Annotated in this window: 18 protein-coding genes, 1 pseudogene and 1 riboswitch; of the genes and pseudogenes, 8 read left to right on the forward strand and 11 right to left on the reverse strand. The window is 72.3% G+C overall.

Annotated elements, in window-relative coordinates; all coding sequences use genetic code 11:
• Position 1: 1 nt before the first annotated feature.
• On the reverse strand, positions 2-352 hold the full coding sequence (locus tag ACIBQ6_RS26780) for a hypothetical protein (protein ID WP_352349714.1): 351 nt from the start codon (positions 350-352) through the stop codon (positions 2-4).
• 59 nt (positions 353-411) lie between these two features.
• Here ACIBQ6_RS26780 and ACIBQ6_RS26785 point away from each other — a divergent pair, with 59 nt between their 5' ends.
• Positions 412-2,655, forward strand: coding sequence for a glycosyl hydrolase family 95 catalytic domain-containing protein (locus ACIBQ6_RS26785; RefSeq protein ID WP_397215163.1), 2,244 nt, complete (start codon positions 412-414; stop codon positions 2,653-2,655).
• Here the strand turns inward: ACIBQ6_RS26785 and ACIBQ6_RS26790 are convergent.
• The gene (locus ACIBQ6_RS26790) at positions 2,615-3,235 is read right to left on the reverse strand and encodes a class I SAM-dependent methyltransferase (protein WP_358283177.1); all 621 of its coding nucleotides are present in this window, start codon (positions 3,233-3,235) and stop codon (positions 2,615-2,617) included. The two genes, ACIBQ6_RS26785 and ACIBQ6_RS26790, sit on opposite strands and share 41 nt — an antisense overlap.
• A 35-nt stretch (positions 3,236-3,270) precedes the next feature.
• Positions 3,271-3,383: riboswitch (TPP riboswitch) on the forward strand.
• Between ACIBQ6_RS26790 and thiC the strand changes: the two genes are divergently transcribed.
• On the forward strand, positions 3,376-4,854 hold the full coding sequence (gene thiC / locus ACIBQ6_RS26795) for a phosphomethylpyrimidine synthase ThiC (RefSeq protein ID WP_397215166.1): 1,479 nt from the start codon (positions 3,376-3,378) through the stop codon (positions 4,852-4,854). It overlaps the preceding riboswitch by 8 nt.
• A gap of 9 nt (positions 4,855-4,863) precedes the next feature.
• Here the strand turns inward: thiC and ACIBQ6_RS26800 are convergent, their stop codons facing one another.
• The 3 genes from ACIBQ6_RS26800 to ACIBQ6_RS26810 form a co-directional block, all read right to left on the reverse strand.
• The gene (locus ACIBQ6_RS26800; protein WP_397215168.1) at positions 4,864-5,715 is read right to left on the reverse strand and encodes an SDR family oxidoreductase; all 852 of its coding nucleotides are present in this window, start codon (positions 5,713-5,715) and stop codon (positions 4,864-4,866) included.
• Positions 5,716-5,830: 115 nt separating this feature from the next.
• On the reverse strand, positions 5,831-6,664 hold the full coding sequence (locus ACIBQ6_RS26805) for a hypothetical protein (RefSeq protein ID WP_397215170.1): 834 nt from the start codon (positions 6,662-6,664) through the stop codon (positions 5,831-5,833).
• A 75-nt stretch (positions 6,665-6,739) separates the two neighbouring features.
• The gene (locus ACIBQ6_RS26810) at positions 6,740-7,537 is read right to left on the reverse strand and encodes an SDR family oxidoreductase (protein WP_397215172.1); all 798 of its coding nucleotides are present in this window, start codon (positions 7,535-7,537) and stop codon (positions 6,740-6,742) included.
• A 129-nt stretch (positions 7,538-7,666) separates the two neighbouring features.
• Between ACIBQ6_RS26810 and ACIBQ6_RS26815 the strand changes: the two genes are divergently transcribed.
• From ACIBQ6_RS26815 to ACIBQ6_RS26835, 5 genes are all read left to right on the forward strand, one after another.
• A complete protein-coding gene (locus tag ACIBQ6_RS26815; RefSeq protein WP_397215174.1) occupies positions 7,667-8,011 on the forward strand; it encodes a hypothetical protein in 345 nt (114 codons plus the stop codon).
• A 12-nt stretch (positions 8,012-8,023) separates the two neighbouring features.
• The gene (locus ACIBQ6_RS26820) at positions 8,024-9,421 is read left to right on the forward strand and encodes an ATP-binding protein (protein ID WP_397215176.1); all 1,398 of its coding nucleotides are present in this window, start codon (positions 8,024-8,026) and stop codon (positions 9,419-9,421) included.
• Positions 9,418-10,080 carry a response regulator transcription factor gene (locus tag ACIBQ6_RS26825; protein ID WP_352319662.1) on the forward strand — a complete coding sequence of 221 codons (663 nt, stop codon included), beginning with the start codon at positions 9,418-9,420 and terminating at the stop codon, positions 10,078-10,080. Before ACIBQ6_RS26820 ends, ACIBQ6_RS26825 begins: the two co-directional genes overlap by 4 nt.
• 87 nt (positions 10,081-10,167) lie before the next feature.
• Positions 10,168-10,698: a DUF4956 domain-containing protein gene (locus ACIBQ6_RS26830; RefSeq protein WP_397215367.1), complete on the forward strand. Its 531-nt coding sequence runs from the start codon at positions 10,168-10,170 to the stop codon at positions 10,696-10,698.
• Positions 10,695-11,456: a polyphosphate polymerase domain-containing protein gene (locus ACIBQ6_RS26835; RefSeq protein ID WP_358283193.1), complete on the forward strand. Its 762-nt coding sequence runs from the start codon at positions 10,695-10,697 to the stop codon at positions 11,454-11,456. Before ACIBQ6_RS26830 ends, ACIBQ6_RS26835 begins: the two co-directional genes overlap by 4 nt.
• Here ACIBQ6_RS26835 and ACIBQ6_RS26840 read toward each other — a convergent pair.
• A complete protein-coding gene (locus tag ACIBQ6_RS26840; RefSeq protein WP_352319665.1) occupies positions 11,451-12,674 on the reverse strand; it encodes an acyl-CoA dehydrogenase family protein in 1,224 nt (407 codons plus the stop codon). The genes ACIBQ6_RS26835 and ACIBQ6_RS26840 overlap by 6 nt on opposite strands.
• 68 nt (positions 12,675-12,742) lie before the next feature.
• On the opposite strand from ACIBQ6_RS26840, the pseudogene ACIBQ6_RS26845 reads away from it, so the two are divergent.
• A pseudogene (locus ACIBQ6_RS26845) lies at positions 12,743-12,919 on the forward strand (TetR family transcriptional regulator); the annotation flags it as partial.
• Between the two features lie 447 nt (positions 12,920-13,366).
• Here the strand turns inward: ACIBQ6_RS26845 and ACIBQ6_RS26850 are convergent.
• The 5 genes from ACIBQ6_RS26850 to ACIBQ6_RS26870 form a co-directional block, all read right to left on the reverse strand.
• Positions 13,367-14,362 carry an acyltransferase family protein gene (locus ACIBQ6_RS26850; protein WP_358283195.1) on the reverse strand — a complete coding sequence of 332 codons (996 nt, stop codon included), beginning with the start codon at positions 14,360-14,362 and terminating at the stop codon, positions 13,367-13,369.
• Positions 14,363-14,435: 73 nt separating this feature from the next.
• Positions 14,436-16,421 (reverse strand): DUF6807 family protein, encoded by a 1,986-nt coding sequence (locus ACIBQ6_RS26855; protein ID WP_397215180.1) that lies wholly within the window; start codon positions 16,419-16,421, stop codon positions 14,436-14,438.
• 11 nt (positions 16,422-16,432) lie between these two features.
• Positions 16,433-17,482: a mandelate racemase/muconate lactonizing enzyme family protein gene (locus ACIBQ6_RS26860; protein WP_397215182.1), complete on the reverse strand. Its 1,050-nt coding sequence runs from the start codon at positions 17,480-17,482 to the stop codon at positions 16,433-16,435.
• Positions 17,479-18,351, reverse strand: a complete 873-nt coding sequence (locus ACIBQ6_RS26865; protein WP_397215184.1) for a 5-dehydro-4-deoxyglucarate dehydratase — start codon at positions 18,349-18,351, stop codon at positions 17,479-17,481. The genes ACIBQ6_RS26860 and ACIBQ6_RS26865 overlap by 4 nt, the downstream gene beginning before the upstream one ends.
• Positions 18,348-19,238 carry an NAD(P)-dependent oxidoreductase gene (locus tag ACIBQ6_RS26870; RefSeq protein ID WP_358283203.1) on the reverse strand — a complete coding sequence of 297 codons (891 nt, stop codon included), beginning with the start codon at positions 19,236-19,238 and terminating at the stop codon, positions 18,348-18,350. Before ACIBQ6_RS26870 ends, ACIBQ6_RS26865 begins: the two co-directional genes overlap by 4 nt.
• Positions 19,239-19,269: the final 31 nt, after the last annotated feature.

The raw sequence follows: 19,269 nt of genomic DNA on the forward strand, positions 1-19,269 counted from the left end.
GTCAGGCCACGTAACATTCCACTTCGGCGCGGCGATAGGCCAAGCCCTGTCTGGTGGACTCGTCGATGCACGCGCGCTCGGTCTTGCTGAGGAGCAGTTCGCCGCAGACCGTCACGCCGGAGTACGTCCGGCAGTCGAGTGAACGGTTGCGCCGGCCGATACGGTAGTTGTCCTTGACCGCCTGCCTGCACTTCTGGCGCAGGGCCGGTGTGTCGGCGTAGCGGCACTGGGCGGTCAGCGTCCGGTATTGCTGCTTGCTCACTTCCTGCTGCTCGATGCCGTCCCCAGAGGCGGCAGCCGGTCCGATCGTGGCGAGAGCCACGATCGCGGCCACAGCGGCGATCTTCATCATAGTTCCCCTGAGGGAGTCCGTACCGCCAGGGGCGATCGCCAAACCTTAGGCTGATCGCCATGCTGACGCTCCGGTACGACGAGCCCGCCCCCAGTTGGGAAGGACACGTCCTTCCGATCGGCAACGGAGCACTCGGCGCCTGCGTGTTCGGGACGCTTGAGACCGAGCGCGTCCAGCTCAACGAGAAGTCGTTGTGGACCGGCGGTCCGGGCAGCGCGGAGCCCGGTGGATCCGGCAACTGGTCGGCGGACCGTCCCGGCGCTCTGGAGGCGGTGCGGCGGGTCATCGACGAGCGGGGTTCGATGGCGCCGGAGGAGGTGGCCGCGATCCTGGGGAACCCGTCCTACAGCACGGTGGGGCACATTCCCGGCTTCGGGGCGTACCAGAACTTCGGTGAGCTGCTGCTCGACGTGACCGGCGGTTTCTCCGGCGGCTACCGGCGCACGCTCGACCTGGAGACGGCGGTGGCCGCCGTGACGTACGAGGACGCCGACGGCGTGGTCCTCACCAGGGAATATTTCGCCTCATACCCGGCGCACGTCATCGTCGGCAGGCTGACGGCGAGGCGTCCGGGACGGGTGGGGTTCACGTTGCGCTTCGGCACCGCGCATGACGGCGAGGAGGAAGTGACCGCCGAGTCCGGACGGCTGCGCGTCCGGGGCGTGCTCGCCGACAACGGCCTGGTGTACGAGGGCCAGGTCCAGGTGCTGACCGAGGGCGGCACCCGTTCGGACGAGGGCGACCGCGTCGTGGTGACGGGCGCCGACAGCGCGGTGTTCGTCTTCTCGGCGGCCACCGACTACGCGCCCGTCCACCCCGGCTACCGCGGCCCGGACCCGGCGGCGCGCGTCACGGCGGCGGTGGACGCGGCGGCCCGGCGGCCGTACGCCGAGCTGCGGGCCGAGCACGAGGCCGACCACCGGGCGCTGTTCGGCCGGGTCCGCCTCGACCTCGGCCAGCGCATGCCCGACCTGCCGACCGACCGCGTGCTGGCCGCCTACGAAGGCGCCGGCACCCCGTCCGACAAAGCCCTGGAGACGCTGTACTTCCAGTACGGCCGGTACCTGCTGATCGCCTGCTCCCGCCCCGGCTCGCTGCCGGCCAACCTCCAGGGGGTGTGGAACGCGTCCAACTCGCCGCCGTGGGAGTCCGACTACCACACCAACATCAACCTGCAGATGAACTACTGGCCGGCCGAGCCGGCGAACCTGGCCGAGACGGCGGTGCCGTACCAGGAGTTCGTGGCGGGGCTGCGCGCGCCCGGACGCGAGACCGCGCGGTCGATGTTCGGCTCGGCGGGGTGGGTGGTGCACTCCAACACCAACCCGTTCGGGTTCACGGGGGTGCACGACTGGCCCACGTCGTTCTGGATGCCGGACGCCGCCGGCTGGCTGGTGCGCCAACTCTACGAGCGTTACCTGTTCGACGGCGACGAGCGCCACCTGCGCGGGCACGCCTATCCGGCGATGCGCGAGGCCGCCGAGTTCTGGCTGGCCAACCTGTGTCCCGACGCGCGTGACGGCAGCCTCGTCGTCTCGCCCGCGTACTCGCCCGAGCACGGCGACTTCACCGCGGGCGCGGCCATGCCGCAGCAGATCGTCCGGGACCTGTTCGCCTGCACGGCCGCGGCCGCGCGCACGCTCGGCGTGGACGCCGAGTTCGCCGGACGGCTGCGCGAGGCGGCCGACCGGCTCGATCCCGGGCTACGGGTCGGTTCCTGGGGGCAGCTCCAGGAGTGGAAGGCCGACCTCGACGACCCGTCCGACCGGCACCGGCACGTCTCCCAGCTCTACGCCCTGCACCCCGGGACGCAGCTCACCGCTCCCGAGCACCTGGCCGCGGCGCGCACCACGCTCGAAGCGCGCGGCGACGGCGGCACGGGCTGGAGCATGGCCTGGAAGGTCAACTTCTGGGCCCGGCTCAAGGACGGCGACCGCGCCCTGGCCATGCTGAGCGGGCAACTGCGCGCCAGCACGCTGCCCAACCTGTGGGACACGCATCCGCCGTTCCAGATCGACGGGAACCTCGGCGCGACCGCCGGGGTGGCCGAGATGCTGCTCCAGAGCCACGCCGGCGTCATCGAGCTGCTGCCCGCGCTGCCGGCCGCCTGGCGCGCGGGCTCGTTCGACGGGCTGCGCGCCCGCGGCGGCTTCACCGTCGGGGTGACCTGGGCGGACGGCGTGCCGGTCGAGGTCAGGCTGTCGTCGGCGCGCGGCGGGACCGCCCGGCTGCGCGGCCCCGGGTTCGCGCTCGACCTGGAGACTAGGGCTGGGGAGAGCTGCGCGCTGTCGCCAGCACGCTGAACCACGTGCGGTGGGTGACGTTCGTCTCGTGCCAGGCGACCGCGAACCCGGCCGCGTCCAGCACCGCGAGCAGGTCGCCCGCGTCGCGGTGGACGAACCAGCGCTCGTACTCCGTCCGGTACGGCACCGGCTCCCAGCCCTCGCCGTCGCCCAGGGCGGTGGTCAGCGCGAGCACCCCGCCGGGGCGCAGCGCCGCGTGCCAGGCGCGCAACGTCGCCTCGGTCTGCTCGGACGGCACGTGCACGAGGGCCGCGGCCGACCAGAGGCCGTCCAGGGAGGCCGGCGACAGCGGCGGGCGTCGCAGATCGCCCAGGACGGTGGGCACGCCGTGCCCGGCGGCGAGCCTGGCCATCTCGATCGACAGGTCCACACCCACGGTGGTCAGGCCGCGTCCGGCGAACCAGGCCGACTCGCGCCCCGGGCCGCATCCCAGGTCGGCGACCGTGGCTCCGGCGGGCAGGGCCGAGGCGAACCGGTCGCGGAAGGCCGCGAACGAGGGTGGCGGTTCGGTGAACTGCTCGTCGAACTGGCGCGCGATGCGGTCGTAGGTGGCGGTCGTGTGCGCAATGGGATCAGACATCCCCTTGATCCTGCCACGCGCGGGGTTATGATCGCGATGACCAACGCGGGAGCCCGGTGCGGACCGGGCTGAGAGGACGGCTGTCAGCCGCCGACCGCCAGAACCTGCTCCGGATAATGCCGGCGAAGGGAGTTTGCGCGATGAGCGACGCGCGCTTTTCCAAGATCTACATCGGTGACCTTCAGGTGCCGATGCGCGAGGTCAGGCTGTCGAACGGCACGTCGGTGCGGCTCTACGACACCTCGGGGCCGTCGCGTGCCGACCGCTCGGCGTGGGGCTCGCCGGTCACCCAGCTCGGCGCGGCGCGGCGCGGCGTGGTGACCAAGGAGATGGAGTTCGTGGCCGTCCGGGAGGGGATGACGCCCGAGTTCGTCCGGCAGGAGGTCGCGGCCGGGCGGGCGGTCATCCCCGCCAACGTCAACCATCCGGAGTCCGAGCCGATGGCGATCGGCCGGAACTTCCTGGTCAAGATCAACGCCAACATCGGCAACTCCGCCGTCACCTCCTCGATCGAGGAGGAGGTCGAGAAGATGACCTGGGCCACCCGGTGGGGCGCCGACACCGTCATGGACCTGTCCACCGGGCCGAACATCCACGAGACCCGCGAGCAGGTCATCCGCAGCTCGCCCGTCCCGGTCGGGACCGTGCCCATCTACCAGGCGCTGGAGAAGGTGGGCGGGCGGCCCGAGGCGCTGTCGTGGGAGGTCTACCGCGACACCCTGATCGAGCAGTGCGAGCAGGGCGTCGACTACGTGACGGTGCACGCGGGCGTGCGGCTGGCGCACGTCCCGCTGACCGCCCGCCGCAAGACCGGGATCGTCTCGCGCGGGGGCTCGATCATGGCCGCCTGGTGCCTGGCCCACCACCGCGAGAGCTTCCTGTACGAGCACTTCGACGAGATGTGCGCCCTGCTGGCCCGCTACGACGTGACGTTCTCGCTGGGCGACGGGCTGCGCCCCGGCTCGATCGCGGACGCCAACGACGAGGCCCAGTTCGCCGAGCTGCGCACCCTGGGCGAGCTGACCAAGATCGCGCACGCGCACGACGTGCAGGTGATGATCGAGGGCCCCGGCCACGTGCCCATGCACAAGATCAAGGAGAACGTCGACCTGCAGCGCGAGCTCTGCGACGACGTGCCCTTCTACACCCTCGGCCCGCTCGTCACCGACATCGCCCCCGGCTACGACCACATCACCTCGGGCATCGGCGCCGCCATGATCGCCTGGTACGGCACCGCCATGCTCTGCTACGTCACCCCCAAGGAGCACCTCGGCCTGCCCAACCGCGACGACGTCAAGACCGGCGTGATCACCTACAAGATCGCGGCGCACGCGGCTGACCTGGCCAAGGGGCACCCGCAGGCCCAGGCGTGGGACGACGCCCTGTCGGACGCCCGGTTCGAGTTCCGCTGGGAGGACCAGTTCGACCTGTCGCTCGACCCGGACACCGCCCGCGCCTTCCACGACGAGACCCTGCCGGCCGCGCCCGCCAAGACCGCGCACTTCTGCTCGATGTGCGGCCCGAAGTTCTGCTCGATGAAGCTCAGCCACGAGGTGCGGGCGGGCATGGCCGACAAGGCGGCCGAGTTCCTCGGGAAGGGCGGCTCGATCTACCTCTGACCCGCGCGGTCAGCCCGGGAGCGTCTCGCCGCCGATCGGGGCCAGCACCTCGCCCGTGTAGTACGAGGACAGCCGGTCGGCGGCGAAGAACACGTACGAAGGGGCGATCTCGTCGGGGTCGGCGGCCCGCTTCATCGGCACCTGCGCGCCGAACTTCGCCACCTTCTCCTCCGGCATCGTGGCCGGGATCAGCGGCGTCCAGACCGGGCCGGGGGCGACGGCGTTGATCCTGATGCCGCGCTCGACCAGGTTCTGGGCCATCGAGTAGGTGAAGGCGTTGATCGCGCCCTTCGTCGCGGCGTAGTCGATGAGGGTCTTGTTGCCGCGCAGGCCGTTGATCGAGGAGGTGTTCACGATCGCGCTGCCCTCCCGCAGGTGCGGCAGCGCGGCCTTGGTGACGCGGTAGTAGCTGTGGATGTTGACCGCGAACGTGTGCTCCCACTGCTCGTCCGTCAGCTCCTCCAGGGAGTCGACCGGCGCCTGGTAGGCCACGTTGTTGACCAGGACGTCCAGGCCGCCCAGCTCGGAGACCGCCTGCTCCACGACCGTCGCGCAGTGGTCGCGGTCGCCCAGGTCGCCGGGCAGCAGCACGCACCGCCGTCCCTCCTGCTCGACCAGGCCGCGGGTGTGGTTGGCGTCGTCGTGCTCGTCGAGGTAGGCGATGGCGACGTCCGCGCCCTCCTTGGCGAACGCCACCGCCACCGCCCGGCCGATGCCCGAGTCGCCACCGGTGATCAGCGCCTTCTTGCCCGTCAGCAGGTCCCTGCCCTCGTAGCCGCGCATCTCGTCGCGCGGCTCGGGGGACATCTCGTCCGTACGGCCCGGGTACTGCTGGGTCTGGGGTGGTGGTGTCTCCGACATGTCCGGCGATCTTCCCGTGACGGGGTATCGGTAACGTCATGCTTCGCCCAGATCCGTGGTCTCCTCGTCCAGCCTCCAGGTGACGGCCGTCGGGGAGGAAGCCGGTCGCAGGTGATCAGCTCAGTTTGAGGAGGCCGGCGTCCACCACTCGGCGGCCGAAGGGGCGGGCCAGGGCGGCGAGGCGTTCGCAGTCGGGTTCGCCCAGGGCGCCGTAGGCGGGCATGGCCAGGGTGTCGGTGCGGGTTTCGAGGTGGTGGCGCAGGGACTTGCCTTCGGGGGTCAGGTCGTTGTCGGCGGTCAGGAGGCCGCGGGTGCGGAGGGTGGTCTCGGCGTGGGCCCACTGGTCGGGGGGCCAGGCGCGGCTCATGGTGAGGAACGGCTTGGCGACCTCGCCGCTGGCCGCGTGCAGGACGAGGGCTTCGAGGCCGGTGATGCCCTCGGCCAGCAGTGTCGCCACGTGGCCGTCCCCGCGGAACTCGCGCAGGAGGGTCTGGGCGTGCCAGAGCTGGAGGAGGGGGTCGTCGGGCCAGGGGAGGGCGGCGTGGGCGGCGAACAGGGGGCGGCCCTGGGGGTGGTCGCAGGCGGCCTCGGCGGCGCGCCTGGCCAGGGTGAGTACGGGGACGAGGTCGGGAAGCTCGTGCACGGCGGCCCGGCGGAGCGCTTCGGCGGCGGCTTCGAGGCGGGCTTGCAGGACCTGGGCGGGGGTGACCTTGTCCCAGGGGAGGGAGCGGCGTACGAGGTCGGGGTTGAAGTTGTAGAACGTGGCGATGACGAGGTCGGCGGGGGCGGGGCCCAAGGGGGCGGAGCGTGAGGTGAAATATCCGGACATGCCGGTGAGGCCGAGGGCGGCGTAGCGGGTGGTGGCCTCGGGGACGAAGTAGATCATCCCGTGGACGGGTTCCAGGCGGCGCCAGGCTTGGCGGGCGGTCCGGGTGAGCTGCTGGTCCATGGTCAGGTCGGGCCTTTCGCGAAGGGCGACGGCGAGGGGGAGCCCCTTGTGGGGTGTGGAGGAGGCGGCTCGTGGTCAGTCGGTCGGGGGGGATTGGAGGGTGGTGATGAAGGTGGACATTCCGGCTAGCCATCTGTCCGGGGCTTCGGCCTTGCGGCGGTAGAAGTCGGCCACCTCGGGGTGGGGCAGGATGTGGAACCGTTCGGCGGCCAGGCCGTCGATCACGGCGGTCGCCACGTCGGCGGGATCGAGGATCGCGCCCGCCGCCCCCACCGCGCGCGCCGTCAGGTGGTCCTCCTCGACGCCGCGTTCCAGCATCCCGGTACGCACGCCCTGCGGGCACAGCACGCTGACCTTGATGCCCTGCGCGGCGTAGTGGATGGCCACCCACTCGGCGAAGGCGATGGCCGCGGCCTTGGTGACGGCGTACGGCGCGTCGCCGGGGCAGCTCACCAGCCCGGCCGCCGAGCAGGTGTTCAGCAGGTATCCGCCGCCGCGGGCGACCATGCCGGGGATGACGGCGCGGGCGGCGTGCACGTGGGCCAGGACGTTGACCGCGTACAGGGAGGTCCATTCCTGGACAGGGGCGTCGAGGCCGGAGCCGCCGATGATGCCGGCGTTGGAGCAGAACACGTCCACGGGGCCGAAGGGGGTGGGCTCGGCCAGCGCGGCCACGTCGGACTCGACGGAGACGTCCGCGCGGACGGCCACCGCCCGGTCGCCGATCTCGTCGGCCACGGCCCTCGCGCCGGGCTCGTCCAGGTCGGCCAGCACGATCCCGGCGGCTCCTTCGGCGGCGAAGCGCAGGGCCATCGCCCGTCCGATGCCACCGGCCGCGCCGGTCACGACGATCACCTTGTCCCGCACCCTCATGAAGACCTCCTGACCGACCAGCCGGTATCAGAACATGATTCTAATGATGACGGGCTGGATGGGAAGGGATGAGAGGTTCCTCATCCTGGCCTCAGGATGGTCTCCTCCGCGCGGCAGACGCTCTACCTCATGAAACGCGTGATGCTCATTCTCGTGGCGCTGACGGCGGCGGGGTTCCTCTCGGCCGGGTGGGTACGGGCGGCCGGCGACGGGCCCGATCTGGGGGAGTCCGTCACGGTCTCGACCTCGCCGGGGACGTCGGCCGGCGACGTACGGCCGTTCACGTCGCCGGGAACCGAGGCGGAACCCGTCAAGCCGCCCGCGCCGAAGCCCGGAGGCGGCGATGATGATGGCGACGACGACCACCATCGCGCCTGGAGCGGCGGAGACGACGACGATGACGACCGCGACGACGACGAAGAAGACGACGTCGATGACGACGACGAAGACGACGATGACGATGGCGACGACTGAGCGGGGAGCCGGATGCGGGTGAGTGCCCGCGCCCGGATCGTGGGCTGGATGCTCGCCGTCGTCGGCCTGGCCCTGGCGGTCTCGATCTTCGCGACCTGGACCGTCCTGCTCGCCCGCCTCGACGACCGGATGAACCTGGAGTTCACCAACGAGGCCGAGAAACTGCGCAGGTACGCCGCCACCGCCCACGACCCCCGTACCGGCCGGCCGGTCTCCGACGTGCGGGAACTGCTCACCGGCTACCTGGCGATCAACGCGCCCGACCGCTGGGAGACCTTCTTCACCATGGTGGGCGGCAGGGCCGACCGGATCACCGCCGTCACGCCCCCGGCCCGGCTCGACACCGACGAGAAGCTGGTCAAAGTGCTGGCCGCGGCCACCAGGCCCGCCTACGGCGACACCGAAAGCGTCGAGGGCACGGTCAGGTACGCCGTCATCCCGGTCAGGGTGGCGGCCGACCCCCGTCCCGGCCATTTCGTCGCCGCCGTCTTCTACGACCGCCATCGGGGCGAGATCGTGGACGCGGTCGGCGTGCTCGGGCTGTCGGCGCTGGCCGCGCTGGCTCTGGCGGGGGCGGCGGGCTGGTTCGTGGCGGGGCGGGTGCTGGCTCCGGTGCGGCTGGTGAGCCAGACGGCCGAGCAGATCAGCGACTCGGCGGACCTCACCCGCAGGCTCAAGGTGACCGGTGACGACGACGTGGCCGCGCTGGCCGCCACGTTCAACCACATGCTCGACCGTTTGGAACGTTCCTTCGCCGTCCAGCGCACGTTCGTGGACGACGCGGGGCACGAGCTGCGTACCCCCATCACGGTCATCCGCGGGCATCTGGAGCTGATGGGGGACGACCCGGCCGAACGGGCCGAGACCCTCGCCCTGGTCACCGACGAGCTGGACCGCATGAACCGGATCGTGGACGACCTGCTCACCCTCGCCAAGGCCGAGCAGCCCGGCTTCCTCGCGGTCGAGGAGGTCGAGCTGGCCGACCTGACGGTGAGCGTGGTGGCCAAGGCCCGGCCGCTGGGCGACCGGCGTTGGCGGGTCGACCAGGTGGCCGAGGCGCGGATCCCGGCCGACCGGCAACGGCTCACGCAGGCGCTCATGCAACTGGTGGTGAACGCCGTCCGCCATACCATGGACGACGATCTCATCGCGGTCGGATCGGCCGTGCGGGACGGGCGGGCCGAGCTGTGGGTGCGCGACAGCGGGCCGGGCGTCGCGCCCGCCGACCGGGAGCGCATCTTCCGCCGGTTCGTCAGGGGCGCGGGACGTACGGGCGGGCACGACGGGGCAGGACTGGGGCTGGCGATCGTCAGGTCGATCGCCGAGGCGCACGGAGGCGGTGTGAGAGTGGCGGACGTCCCGGCGGGGGGCGCTTGTTTCGTGATGACGTTGCCGCTGGCCAGGGCATGAACCGGATCCTGATCGCCGAGGACGAGAGCAGGATCGCGGCCTTCCTGGAGAAGGGCCTGCGCGGCAACGGCTTCGTGACGGCCGTGGTCACGGACGGCGTCGCGGCCTACGACCTGGCCGGTTCGGGCGGGTTCGACCTGTTACTGCTCGACATCGGGCTGCCGCTCAGCGACGGGTTCACCGTGCTGCGGCGGCTGCGGGAGGCGAAGGTGGCCATCCCGGTGATCATCCTGACCGCCCGGGGCGGCGTGACCGACACGGTCGCCGGGCTCGAAGGCGGCGCCGACGACTACATCGCCAAGCCCTTCGCCTTCGAGGAGCTGCTGGCCCGGGTCAGGCTGCGGCTGCGGGCCGACCGCACGCCCGAGCCGACCGTGCTGCGCGTCGGCGACCTGGCCCTCGACCTGCGGACCCGGCGGGCGCACGTCGGCGACCGCGTGGTGGACCTGTCCACCAGGGAGTTCGCGCTGGCGGAGATCTTCTGCCGGCATCCCGACCAGGTGCTGACCCGCGAGCAGCTGCTCAGCCACGTCTGGGGCTTCGACTTCGACCCGGGCTCGAACGTCGTGGACGTCTACGTCCGCTACCTGCGCAGGAAGATCGGGCCCGACCGCATCGAAACCGTGCGCGGCACCGGTTACCGGATGAGAGCCGCCTAATGGGCGCCTCACGGCTCCCTCACCGGCGAGCCGCAGGCTGGTGGACATGAGAACGAGGGGCAAGACACCGTGACGGCCGGACTGGCGATGGACCTGGCGGCGATCACCGTCCTCGCCTACGGCCTGTACTACCGGCGACACCACCGGCGCGACCTGCTGTTCGCCTACGTGGCGCTGAACGTGGGCATCTTCGCGGTGGTCTCCCTGCTGCTGGTCCAGCGGGTGGACCTGGCGGTCGGGTTCGGGCTGTTCGGGGTGCTGTCGATCATCCGGCTGCGGTCCAGCGAGATCACCCAGCAAGAGATCGCCTACTACTTCGTGGCGATCGTCCTCGGGCTGGTGAACGGCATCGCCTCCCAGCTCCCGCTGACCGCGCTGCTCCTGGACGGCGTGCTGCTGGCCGTCGTGCACGTCGCCGACCACCCCCGCCTGCTGGGCCGCACCAGGCAGCAGGTCGTGACGCTGGACGTCGTGCACGCCGACCCCGAGCTGCTCAGGGCCGACCTGGAGAGCCGGTTGCGGGGCCGCGTCCTGCACTGCGTCGTCACCCAGGTGGACTATGTGCGCGACGTGACCGTGGTGGACGTGCGCTTCCAGGTCGCCGAGGTGGCCCGATGAGGGACGCGGGCGCGCTGATGGCGGGCGTCGCGGCCGGGTTGCCGCCGGTCGGGCTGGACGACGTGCCGGAGCTGATGAGCCGGGTGGACCGCAAGTACGTGGTCAGCGTCCCGGCCATGGCCGAGCTGGTGGCCGAGCTGGGCGACAGGCTCTCGGTGCTGCGGATCGGGGCGTTGCGCCAGTTCCGCTACACCTCGACCTATTTCGACACGCCCGATCTGCTGACCTTCCGCCAGCACCGGCAGGACCGGCGGCGCCGCTTCAAGCTGCGCACCCGCACGTACCTGGACGGGGGCGGGCGATGGCTGGAGCTGAAACTGAACGGCACCCGCGGCAACACCGACAAACACCGCATCCCGTACGACGCCGCGGCGGCCGGTGAGCTGACCAGCGAGGCCATGGAGTTCGTCGGCGATACGCTGAGCAGCGAGCTGAGCGTCGTCGTGCCCGACGCGCTCGGGCCCGTGCTGTCCACCGACTACCGGCGGGTCACGCTCGTCGACCGAACCGGGCAGGCCCGGCTGACCTGCGACACCGGCCTGCTCTGCCACGACGGCGGCCGCCGGGTGCCCGCCCGCCGCGACCGGGTGCTGCTGGAGTCGAAGTCGGCCGACGGGCGGGCGCTGGTGGACCGGGTGCTGCGCGGGCTGGGGGTGCGGCCGGTCAGCGTCAGCAAGTACTGCCTGGCGGTGGCCGCGCTCCGGGGCGTCCCGGCCAACCGCTGGCAGCCCGTCATGCGGGGCTATCTTGCGCTATAGCGGCAGGCCGCCGGTCGCCGCGCTCGTCGAACCGGTCGCCTGGTAGGCCGCGATCGTGCGCTCGGCGATGCGCATCTGGTGGATCTCGTCGGCGCCGTCGGCGAAGCGGGCCCAGCGGGCGTGCTGGAACATGCTCGCCAGCGGCGTGTCGGTGGAGTAGCCAAGTGCGCCGTGCACCTGGATCGCCCGGTCGACGATGCGGTTGAGGCTGTTCGCCACGAAATGCTTGGCCATCGACACCTCCGTACGGAAGTCCTCGCCCCGGTCGATCTTCGAAGCGGCGTGCAGCACCATGAGCTTGCACTGGTAGAGCTCCATGGCCGAGTCGGCGATCAGCCACTGCACGCCCTGCTTCTCGGCCAGCAGCGAGCCGTGGCTGTAGCGGTTGAGCGCCCGGTCCACCATCATGTCCAGCGCCGTCTCGGCCTGCGAGATCCACCGCATGCAGTGGGCGAGCCGCGCCGGGCCCAGCCGGTACTGGCCCAGCCGGTGGCCGTTGCCCCGGCCGCCGAGGATCGCGCTGTCGGGCACCCGCAGGTCCTCGATCACGATCTCGCTGTGGCCGGTCGAGCCGTGCATCGTCTCGACCTCGCGCACGTCCTTCCAGCCGGGGTTGGGCAGGTCCACCAGGAAGGCCGTGTTCGCGCCGCGCGAGCCCTCGGGCACGTCCTGCTCGGTGCGCGCGATGAGGATGGCGAAGCTCGCCCGGCGGGCGTTGGAGATGAACCACTTGTGGCCGTTGATCACCCACTCGTCGCCGTCCTTGACCGCCTCGGTGCGGATCAGGGTCGGGTCGGACCCGGCGACCTCGGGCTCGGTCATCGCGAAGCACGACATCTGGACGCCGTCCAGCAGCGGCCGCAGGTACTTCTCCTTCTGCTCGTCGTCCGCCCAGTGGAGCAGCGTGTGCATGTTGCCCTCGTCGGGGGCCTGGCAGTTGAGCACCCACGGGCCGATGCGGGTCTTGGCCGCCTCCGACTGCACCATGGCCAGCTCGACGTGGCCGAGGCCCATGCCGCCCCACTCCTTCGGCATGTGCGGCAGCCACAGGCCCTCGGCCCTGGCCCGGCGGCGGAGCTCGAAGATCGTGCGGAGGTAGGCATCCCGGTCGCCCTCCTCCACGCCGGACATCGCGGGGATCACGGTCTCCTGGACGAAGGACCTGACCCGCTTGCGGATCTCCTCGTGCTCGGGGGCGAGAGTGAAATCGATGGCCATGACTCTCCTTCGGCAATTTCACCGATAGTACTATCGGTGAAATCAGACACAAGTCCCGTGAGGCGATCGTGACCAGCACACCGCTCAGCAGGAGCGAGGCGAAGGACCTGACCCGGCGCAGGCTGATCGGGGCAGCCCTGACCATCCTCGACGAGGAGGGCGAGACCGGCCTGACGACCGGCAAGGTCGCCAAGGCCGCCGGCATCGCGCAGTCCAGCTTCTACGTGCACTTCAAGGACATGCAGGAGCTGCTGCTGGTGCTCGCGGAGGAAGGCGGCGACCGGCTGCGCGGCGCGATGCGGGAGGCCCGGCGCAGGGCCCGCGAGGCGCCCGGCGACCTCGAACGCCATCGCGACACCTTCCGCATCCCGCTGGAGGCGATCTGCCGCCACCCCGAGCTGCTGCGCATCCAGCTGCGCGCGCGGCACGACCCGTCCTCCTCGCTGCGCGACTTCGCCGCCCGTACGGCCGCGGCCTACCGCGAGCACCACGCGGCCGACCTGGCCGCGCTCGGCTACACGGCCGGCGACGAACGGGACCGGCGCCGCCTGGAGATGATCGCCGAGGGCGTCAACGCGGCCACGAACGCTCTGGCCATGGGCCACCTGGAAGGCCGCTACCCCGACCTGGACGAGTGCGCCGACATCCTGGTCGCGCTGTCCAGGGGCGCGCTGCGGCTGCTCAGGCACGAGTCAGGCGGGGCGGCGGAGCGGGGTGAAGGCCCAGGTCATGCGGGGCTCGACGGCCCAGCGGAACAGCCCGCGCACCCAGGGCGTGCACAGCAGGGTGGCGGTCAGGAAGCCCAGCAGGAGTGACAGCGGCAGCCCCAGCCCGAGCCGCTCGGCGCCCTTCACCACGAACCCGTGCAGCAGGTACGCGTACATGGTGGCCGAGCCCAGCCCGCTGAACCAGGTGCGCCGGGCCGGGGTGACCGCCAGGAACGCGGCCACCAGCACCGCCCCCGCGGCCAGCAGCCCGAGCCTGATCGCGGTGCCGGTGAGGTCGTCCACGCCGATGGCCGCGTTGGAGTGCCGCCACCTGATCCACTCGGTCGGCACCCGCTCGTGCACCAGCAGCGCGACCGCGAGCCCCAGCCCCAGCACGCAGAACCCGGCCAGCCGCATGGAGGGCCGCCGCAGCAGGGCGAAGTGCTCGGGCCGCACCATCAGGCCCAGCACGTAGAAGGGCAGCAGCGCGAACGTGCGGTTCATGGCCAGCTCGCCGGGCAACCGGTCGAGCCCGGTCAGCAGGGACAGCGCGACCGCCACCGCGAGCGGCCACTTGAGCTGCTGCCACACCGGCGTGGACAGCCGCCACAGGAACAGCGAGAGCAGGAACCAGGTGAGGTAGTACGGGTCGAGCAGGCTCAGCTCGAACTCGCCGTACAGGATCGGGCGGGGGAGCGAGTAGGCCAGCTCGAAGATCAGGTAAGGGACGGCGAGGGTGGAGAGGAGTTTGCGCGCCTTGCCCCCCGAAAACGTGAAATTTCGGGACAAGTAGCCGCTAAGCACGATGAACAGCGGCATGTGGAAGACGTACACGTAGAAGTACAGGGCGTGGGCGAGCGGCGCGTCGCGCTGGTCCTCGATCAGGTGCCCGCACACGACCAGCACGATGGCCAGGTACTTCGCGTTGTCGAAGAACGGGTCCCTGGCGGTGGCGGGCCGGGCGATGACGGGTGCGTTCACAGACTCCGCACCCTAGCCGCGGCCCGCCGAACCGCCGGGAAACCGGGAATGAGGGCTTACCGAAGAGCGGGTGTCACGCGCGCTCCCCGATCGCCGTGCCCCCGATCGCGGTGTCCCCGATCGTCGTCTCCACGGTGGCGGCCAACGCCGAGACCGACGGCCCGTCGAGCCGCCCGTCGGCCACGACCGTCACGACCCGCCTGCTCAGCGTGTCCTCGACGACGAGCGGACGGTCCCACGCGAGCGCCTGCCCGACCCCGGGATACTCCGCCACCCGCACGAACCAGGGGTCGTCGCCGGCCTGCACGAACACCAGCGTCCAGGCCCGCCCGTCCGGGCCGGTCCCGGCCATGGCCACCCAGCGGCCCCGGCTGCCGTGCACGGCCTCCTCGTCCCCGGGAAAGGCCACCCGGCCGGTCGAGGCGCCGGGGGCGCGCCAGAAGAACCCGCCGTAGCCCGCGCCGGGCCGGCCCTTGGTGGCCGAGCTGTTGACCTCCAGCGGCGAGCCGGTGAGGTTGGTCAGCGTGAACGCGAGATCGAGCGCCCACGCGTCGCCGACCGGACGGGCGGTGACCGTGCGCCGCTCGCGGGCGATCAGCCGGTCGTCGGGGCCGATCCACTCCAGCTCCTCGGTGAAGCCGTCGTCGGCCAGCCGGGTGAACGCGACGTGCCGTTGCCTGCCGTGGTCGTCCAGCCAGGCCGGTCCCCGGCCCCTGACGTAGGTGCGGCCGCCCCAGAAGTTCGCGCCGCCCAGGTCGGCGATCGCCACGCCGGCGCCGAGGTGGTGCACGTGGTCGTCGGGCCGCACCTCGGTGACGGTGACGCCGCCCAGCGTGCGCACCGGATGCAGGTACGGCCGCGGCGAGTCGGCGGCGGGCAGGTCGGGCCGCCACTCGTAGGCCGCGACCGGCGCGCCCGCCACCCGCAGCTCGACCTCCGTCCAGGGCGCGCCGAGCTCGGAGTAGAGCGCCAGCTCCGCGGCGCTGCGCGCGGTCAGCTCGGCGATGCCGGGCAGGTACCGGTGGGTGACCGCGCCGCCGCCGTCGCGCTCCACGACCTGGTGCCGTTCGGCGATGGGCAGCGGCTCGGGGGCGAGTCGCACCGCGTCCAGGACCTGGGTGAACGTCTCGGTGCGGGAGAGCGGGACGAGCAGCTCGGCCCCCGTGCGGATGTGCGCGACGAGGTTCTCCAGCAGCCCGTCGCGCTCGTGCACGGTGGTCTCCACCGAGCCGTCGGCCCGCTCGACCCGCAGCTCGTCCAGCGTGTACGTGAGCGTCGCCCGCCCCGCCTCCCCGTGCACCACCAGGTACGGCTCGCTGCGGCCGGTCGCGCACAGCGACACCGCGATCGTGATCACCGGCCCGCCGGCGATCCGGACGCGCAGGCAGGAGGTGTCGTCGGCCTCGATCGGATGGGCGTGGTACAGCTCGGTCTCGACCGCCTCGACCGGGCCGTCCACCAGGGCCAGCGCGGTCGCGACGGCGTGCGCGAAGGGGTTGGTGAGCGCGCCGTCCACCACGTCCGCGCCGTGCAGCCTGCGCCGTCCGGCCCAGGACGAGCGGGTGAAGTACGACGAGGGCCGCTCCCACGCGCCCGCGCCGCCGATGCCGCGGATACGGCCGAGCGCGCCGCTCGCCATCAAGTCGCGCAGCGCGGGGACCGCCCGCGAGCCGAGGCTCTGGAAGCCGACCTGGCAGGCCAGCCCGGTCTCGGCCACCGCCGCCGCGATCCGCGCGTGCGCCTCGGGACTGGCCGCGGGCGGCTTCTCCAGCAGCACGTGCGACCCGGCGCGCAACGCCGTGACCGCGAGGTCGGCGTGCGTGTGGATCGGCGTGCAAATGATCGTGATCTCCGCGCCGGTGGCGGCGACGAGCTCGCCCAGGTCCGGCGACTGCGGCAGGGGGCCGCCGCCGAGCTCCACGTCGAGCTCCACGTCGAGCTCCACCGGCCGCACGTCGCAGATCCCGGCCGGCTCGACCAGCCCGGCGGCCGCGAGCCTGCGCAGGTTGTCCAGGTGATGCCGCCCGTGCCCGGTCGCCCCGGCCAGGACGACCTTCACGGGGTCCGTCCTCACGCCCATCGCAACCCCAGTCCCGCGTGGCCGCCGACGCGCAGCACGCCGTCCTCGATCCGCACCGGGTACGGCTCGGCCAGCAGCCCCAGGCGGGCGAACGAGGCGTCCTCGACGTCCTCGGCCAGCGGCGGCAGCGGCAGCGCCAGGGCGAGCTGCCCGGACACCTCGCCCAGCAGGTGCGGATGGACCGGCACGTCGAACGCCCTGGCCAGCTCGGCGATCCGCAGGAACGGCGTGACGCCGCCGACGCGCACCACGTTCGGCTGGACGACGTCGCAGGCCCCCGCGGTGAGCAGGTCGCGGAAGCCGTAGACGGTGTAGACGTTCTCGCCCACCGCGACCGGCACGTCGGACGAGCGGCGCAGCTCGACGTGCGCGGCCACGTCGTCGGCGGGCAGCGGCTCCTCGATCCAGTGGAGGTCGAACTCGCGCAGCGCGGACAGGGCGCGCCGGGCCCGGTGGAGGTCCCACCGCTGGTTCGCGTCGATCATCAGCAGCCGGTCGGGCCCGATCACCTCGCGTACGGCCGCCACCCGGGCCACGTCGTCGGCCAGGTCGGGACGGCCGACCTTGATCTTGACGCCGCGGTACCCGGCGGCCACCCAGCGCCGTGCCTGATCGGTCAGCTCCTCCAGGGAGTAGTGCAGGTTGACGCCGCTGCCGTAGGCCGGGACCTGCTCCCGGCGCCGGCCCAGCACGTCGGCCAGGCCGGTCGCGCCGCAGCGCAGGTCCCACAGCGCCAGGTCGATCCCGGCCAGCGCGACCGTGGTGATCCCGCCGGGGCCGGCCTCGCGCAGGTGCCGCCACAACCGGTCCCACACCAGCTCGGGATGGGCGGGCAGGCCGATCAGCGCCTCGCGCAGGTCGTGCTCCAGCAGGGCGTGGACGGCGTGCGCGCCGATCTGCGGCGTCCAGGAGAACCCGGTGCCGGTGCGGCCGTCCGCCAGCGTCACGTGGCAGACGATCACGTGGTTGGCGGGCACGTCCAGGCCCCACGGGCGGGGCAGGGGGACCGTCCGCAGCTCGGTGCGCAGGCCGGTGATCACGAGGCCGCCAGGGCGAGCCCGGACCTGATCAGCGCGTCGAGCTCGGCCAGGTGGTCCTCGGCCACGTCGACCAGCGGCGGGCGCACCGGGCCGACGTCGAGGCCGCGCAGCCGTACGCCGGCCTTGACCAGGGCCACCGGGTAGCCGGGCGCCTTGTCGCGCAGGCGGACCAGCGGCGCGTAGAACTCGGTCAGCAGCCGCTCGTCGCCGTTCAGGTACGCCACGGCGATCTCGGGGGCGAAGGCGAAGACCGCGCTGGAGTACAGGTCGACGCCGATGCCGCGGTAGGCGGGCATGGTCAGTTCGGCGGTCGGCAGGCCGTTGAAGAACAGGAAGTCCGGGTGCTTCTCGCGGACCGCGAGGACGGTCCGCTGCATCCGGTCGATGTCGCCGAGCCCGTCCTTGAGCCCGATCACGCCGGGCACGCCGGCCAGCTCGACCACGGCGTCCGGGTCGAGCACGACCGGGCCGCGCTGGTAGACGATCACCGGCAGCTCGGCGGCGACGGCGGCCACGTACGCGGCGAAGCCGCTCGCCGGCCCCTGCGTCAGGTAGGGAGGCATGAGCAGCAGGCCGTCGGCGCCCGCCGCGCGGGCCGCCCGCGCCTGGTTCAGCGCCGCGCCGATCGGGCCGCCCGCCCCGGCGAACACCGGCGCCCGCCCGTCCACCACCTCGGCCGCCACCCGGACGGCCCGCGCGTGCTCCGCCTCCGACAGCGCGGAGAACTCGCCGGTGCCGCAGGCCACGAACACGCCGCCGGGGCCGTGCGCCATGCCGCGCCGGATGTGCTCGGCCAGCACCTGCTCGGCGAGCGCGCCGCCGGCGTCGAAGGGGGTGACGGGGAAGAACAGCACACCGCTGAGATTCATTCGGATTCCTTGAGTTCGGTTCGCCAGCTTCGCTTGGGCTCCCAGCCGAGCAGGCGGCGGGCCTTGTCCGTGGAGAAGGCGGGAGCGGTGCCGGTGAGGGCCGCCGCCAGCTCCTCGGTGCCCGGCACGGCCTGCGGGAGCAGGTCGGCCAGCGGCTCCCTGGCCAGGGCGTCGGCCGCGCCGGCGAAGAAGACCTCGCCGCCCGGCAGCTCGGGCAGCGCCGCGACCAGCACGGCGAACAGCTCGCCCGCGTCGCGCGCGTCGAGGTAGTTGAACAGCGAGACGCCGCCGATCTCCGGCTGGTCGAGCCGCTCCCTGACGGTGTGCCCCGACTGCGTGGGCGCGCCCGCCCACTCCTCGGGCGGGATGACGAAGCACGGCCGGACGGCCGCCATCCTCGTCCGGCCCGCCCGCGCGAACGTCCGCATGGTCTGCTCGGCCACCAGTTTGGACAGGTTGTAGGCGTTCCAGGGCAGCGCCGGGTGCTCCTCGTCGATCGGCAGGTACGACGGCCGCCAGCCCCCGGGCGCGCCGTACCCGATCACCGTGGGGCTGCTGGCCACCACCACGCCGGACACGCCCAGCTCCACCGAGGCCGCGCAGACGTTGAACGCGAGCCGGGTGTTCACCTGGAAGATCACTGACTCCGGCCGGCTGAACGGCGTCGCGATGGCCGCCAGATGGATCACCGACTCCGGCCGGAACCGGGCGACGACCTCGTACGCCTGGCCGGTGTCGGTGAGGTCGGCCGGTGACGTCGCGGCGGCCTCGACGGGCGTGCCGGGGGCCTGGTCCACGCCGATCACCTCGTGCCCGGCGGCGGCGAGCGTGGTGACGACGCTGCGGCCGAGGCGTCCGGCGCTGCCGGTGACGAGCACTCTGCTCACCGTGGGGGACTCCTTCAGGACTGCAAACAGT

Origin of the sequence: Nonomuraea sp. NPDC049655, from assembly GCF_044465465.1 — a bacterium.
Taxonomy (GTDB): Bacteria; Actinomycetota; Actinomycetes; order Streptosporangiales; family Streptosporangiaceae; genus Nonomuraea.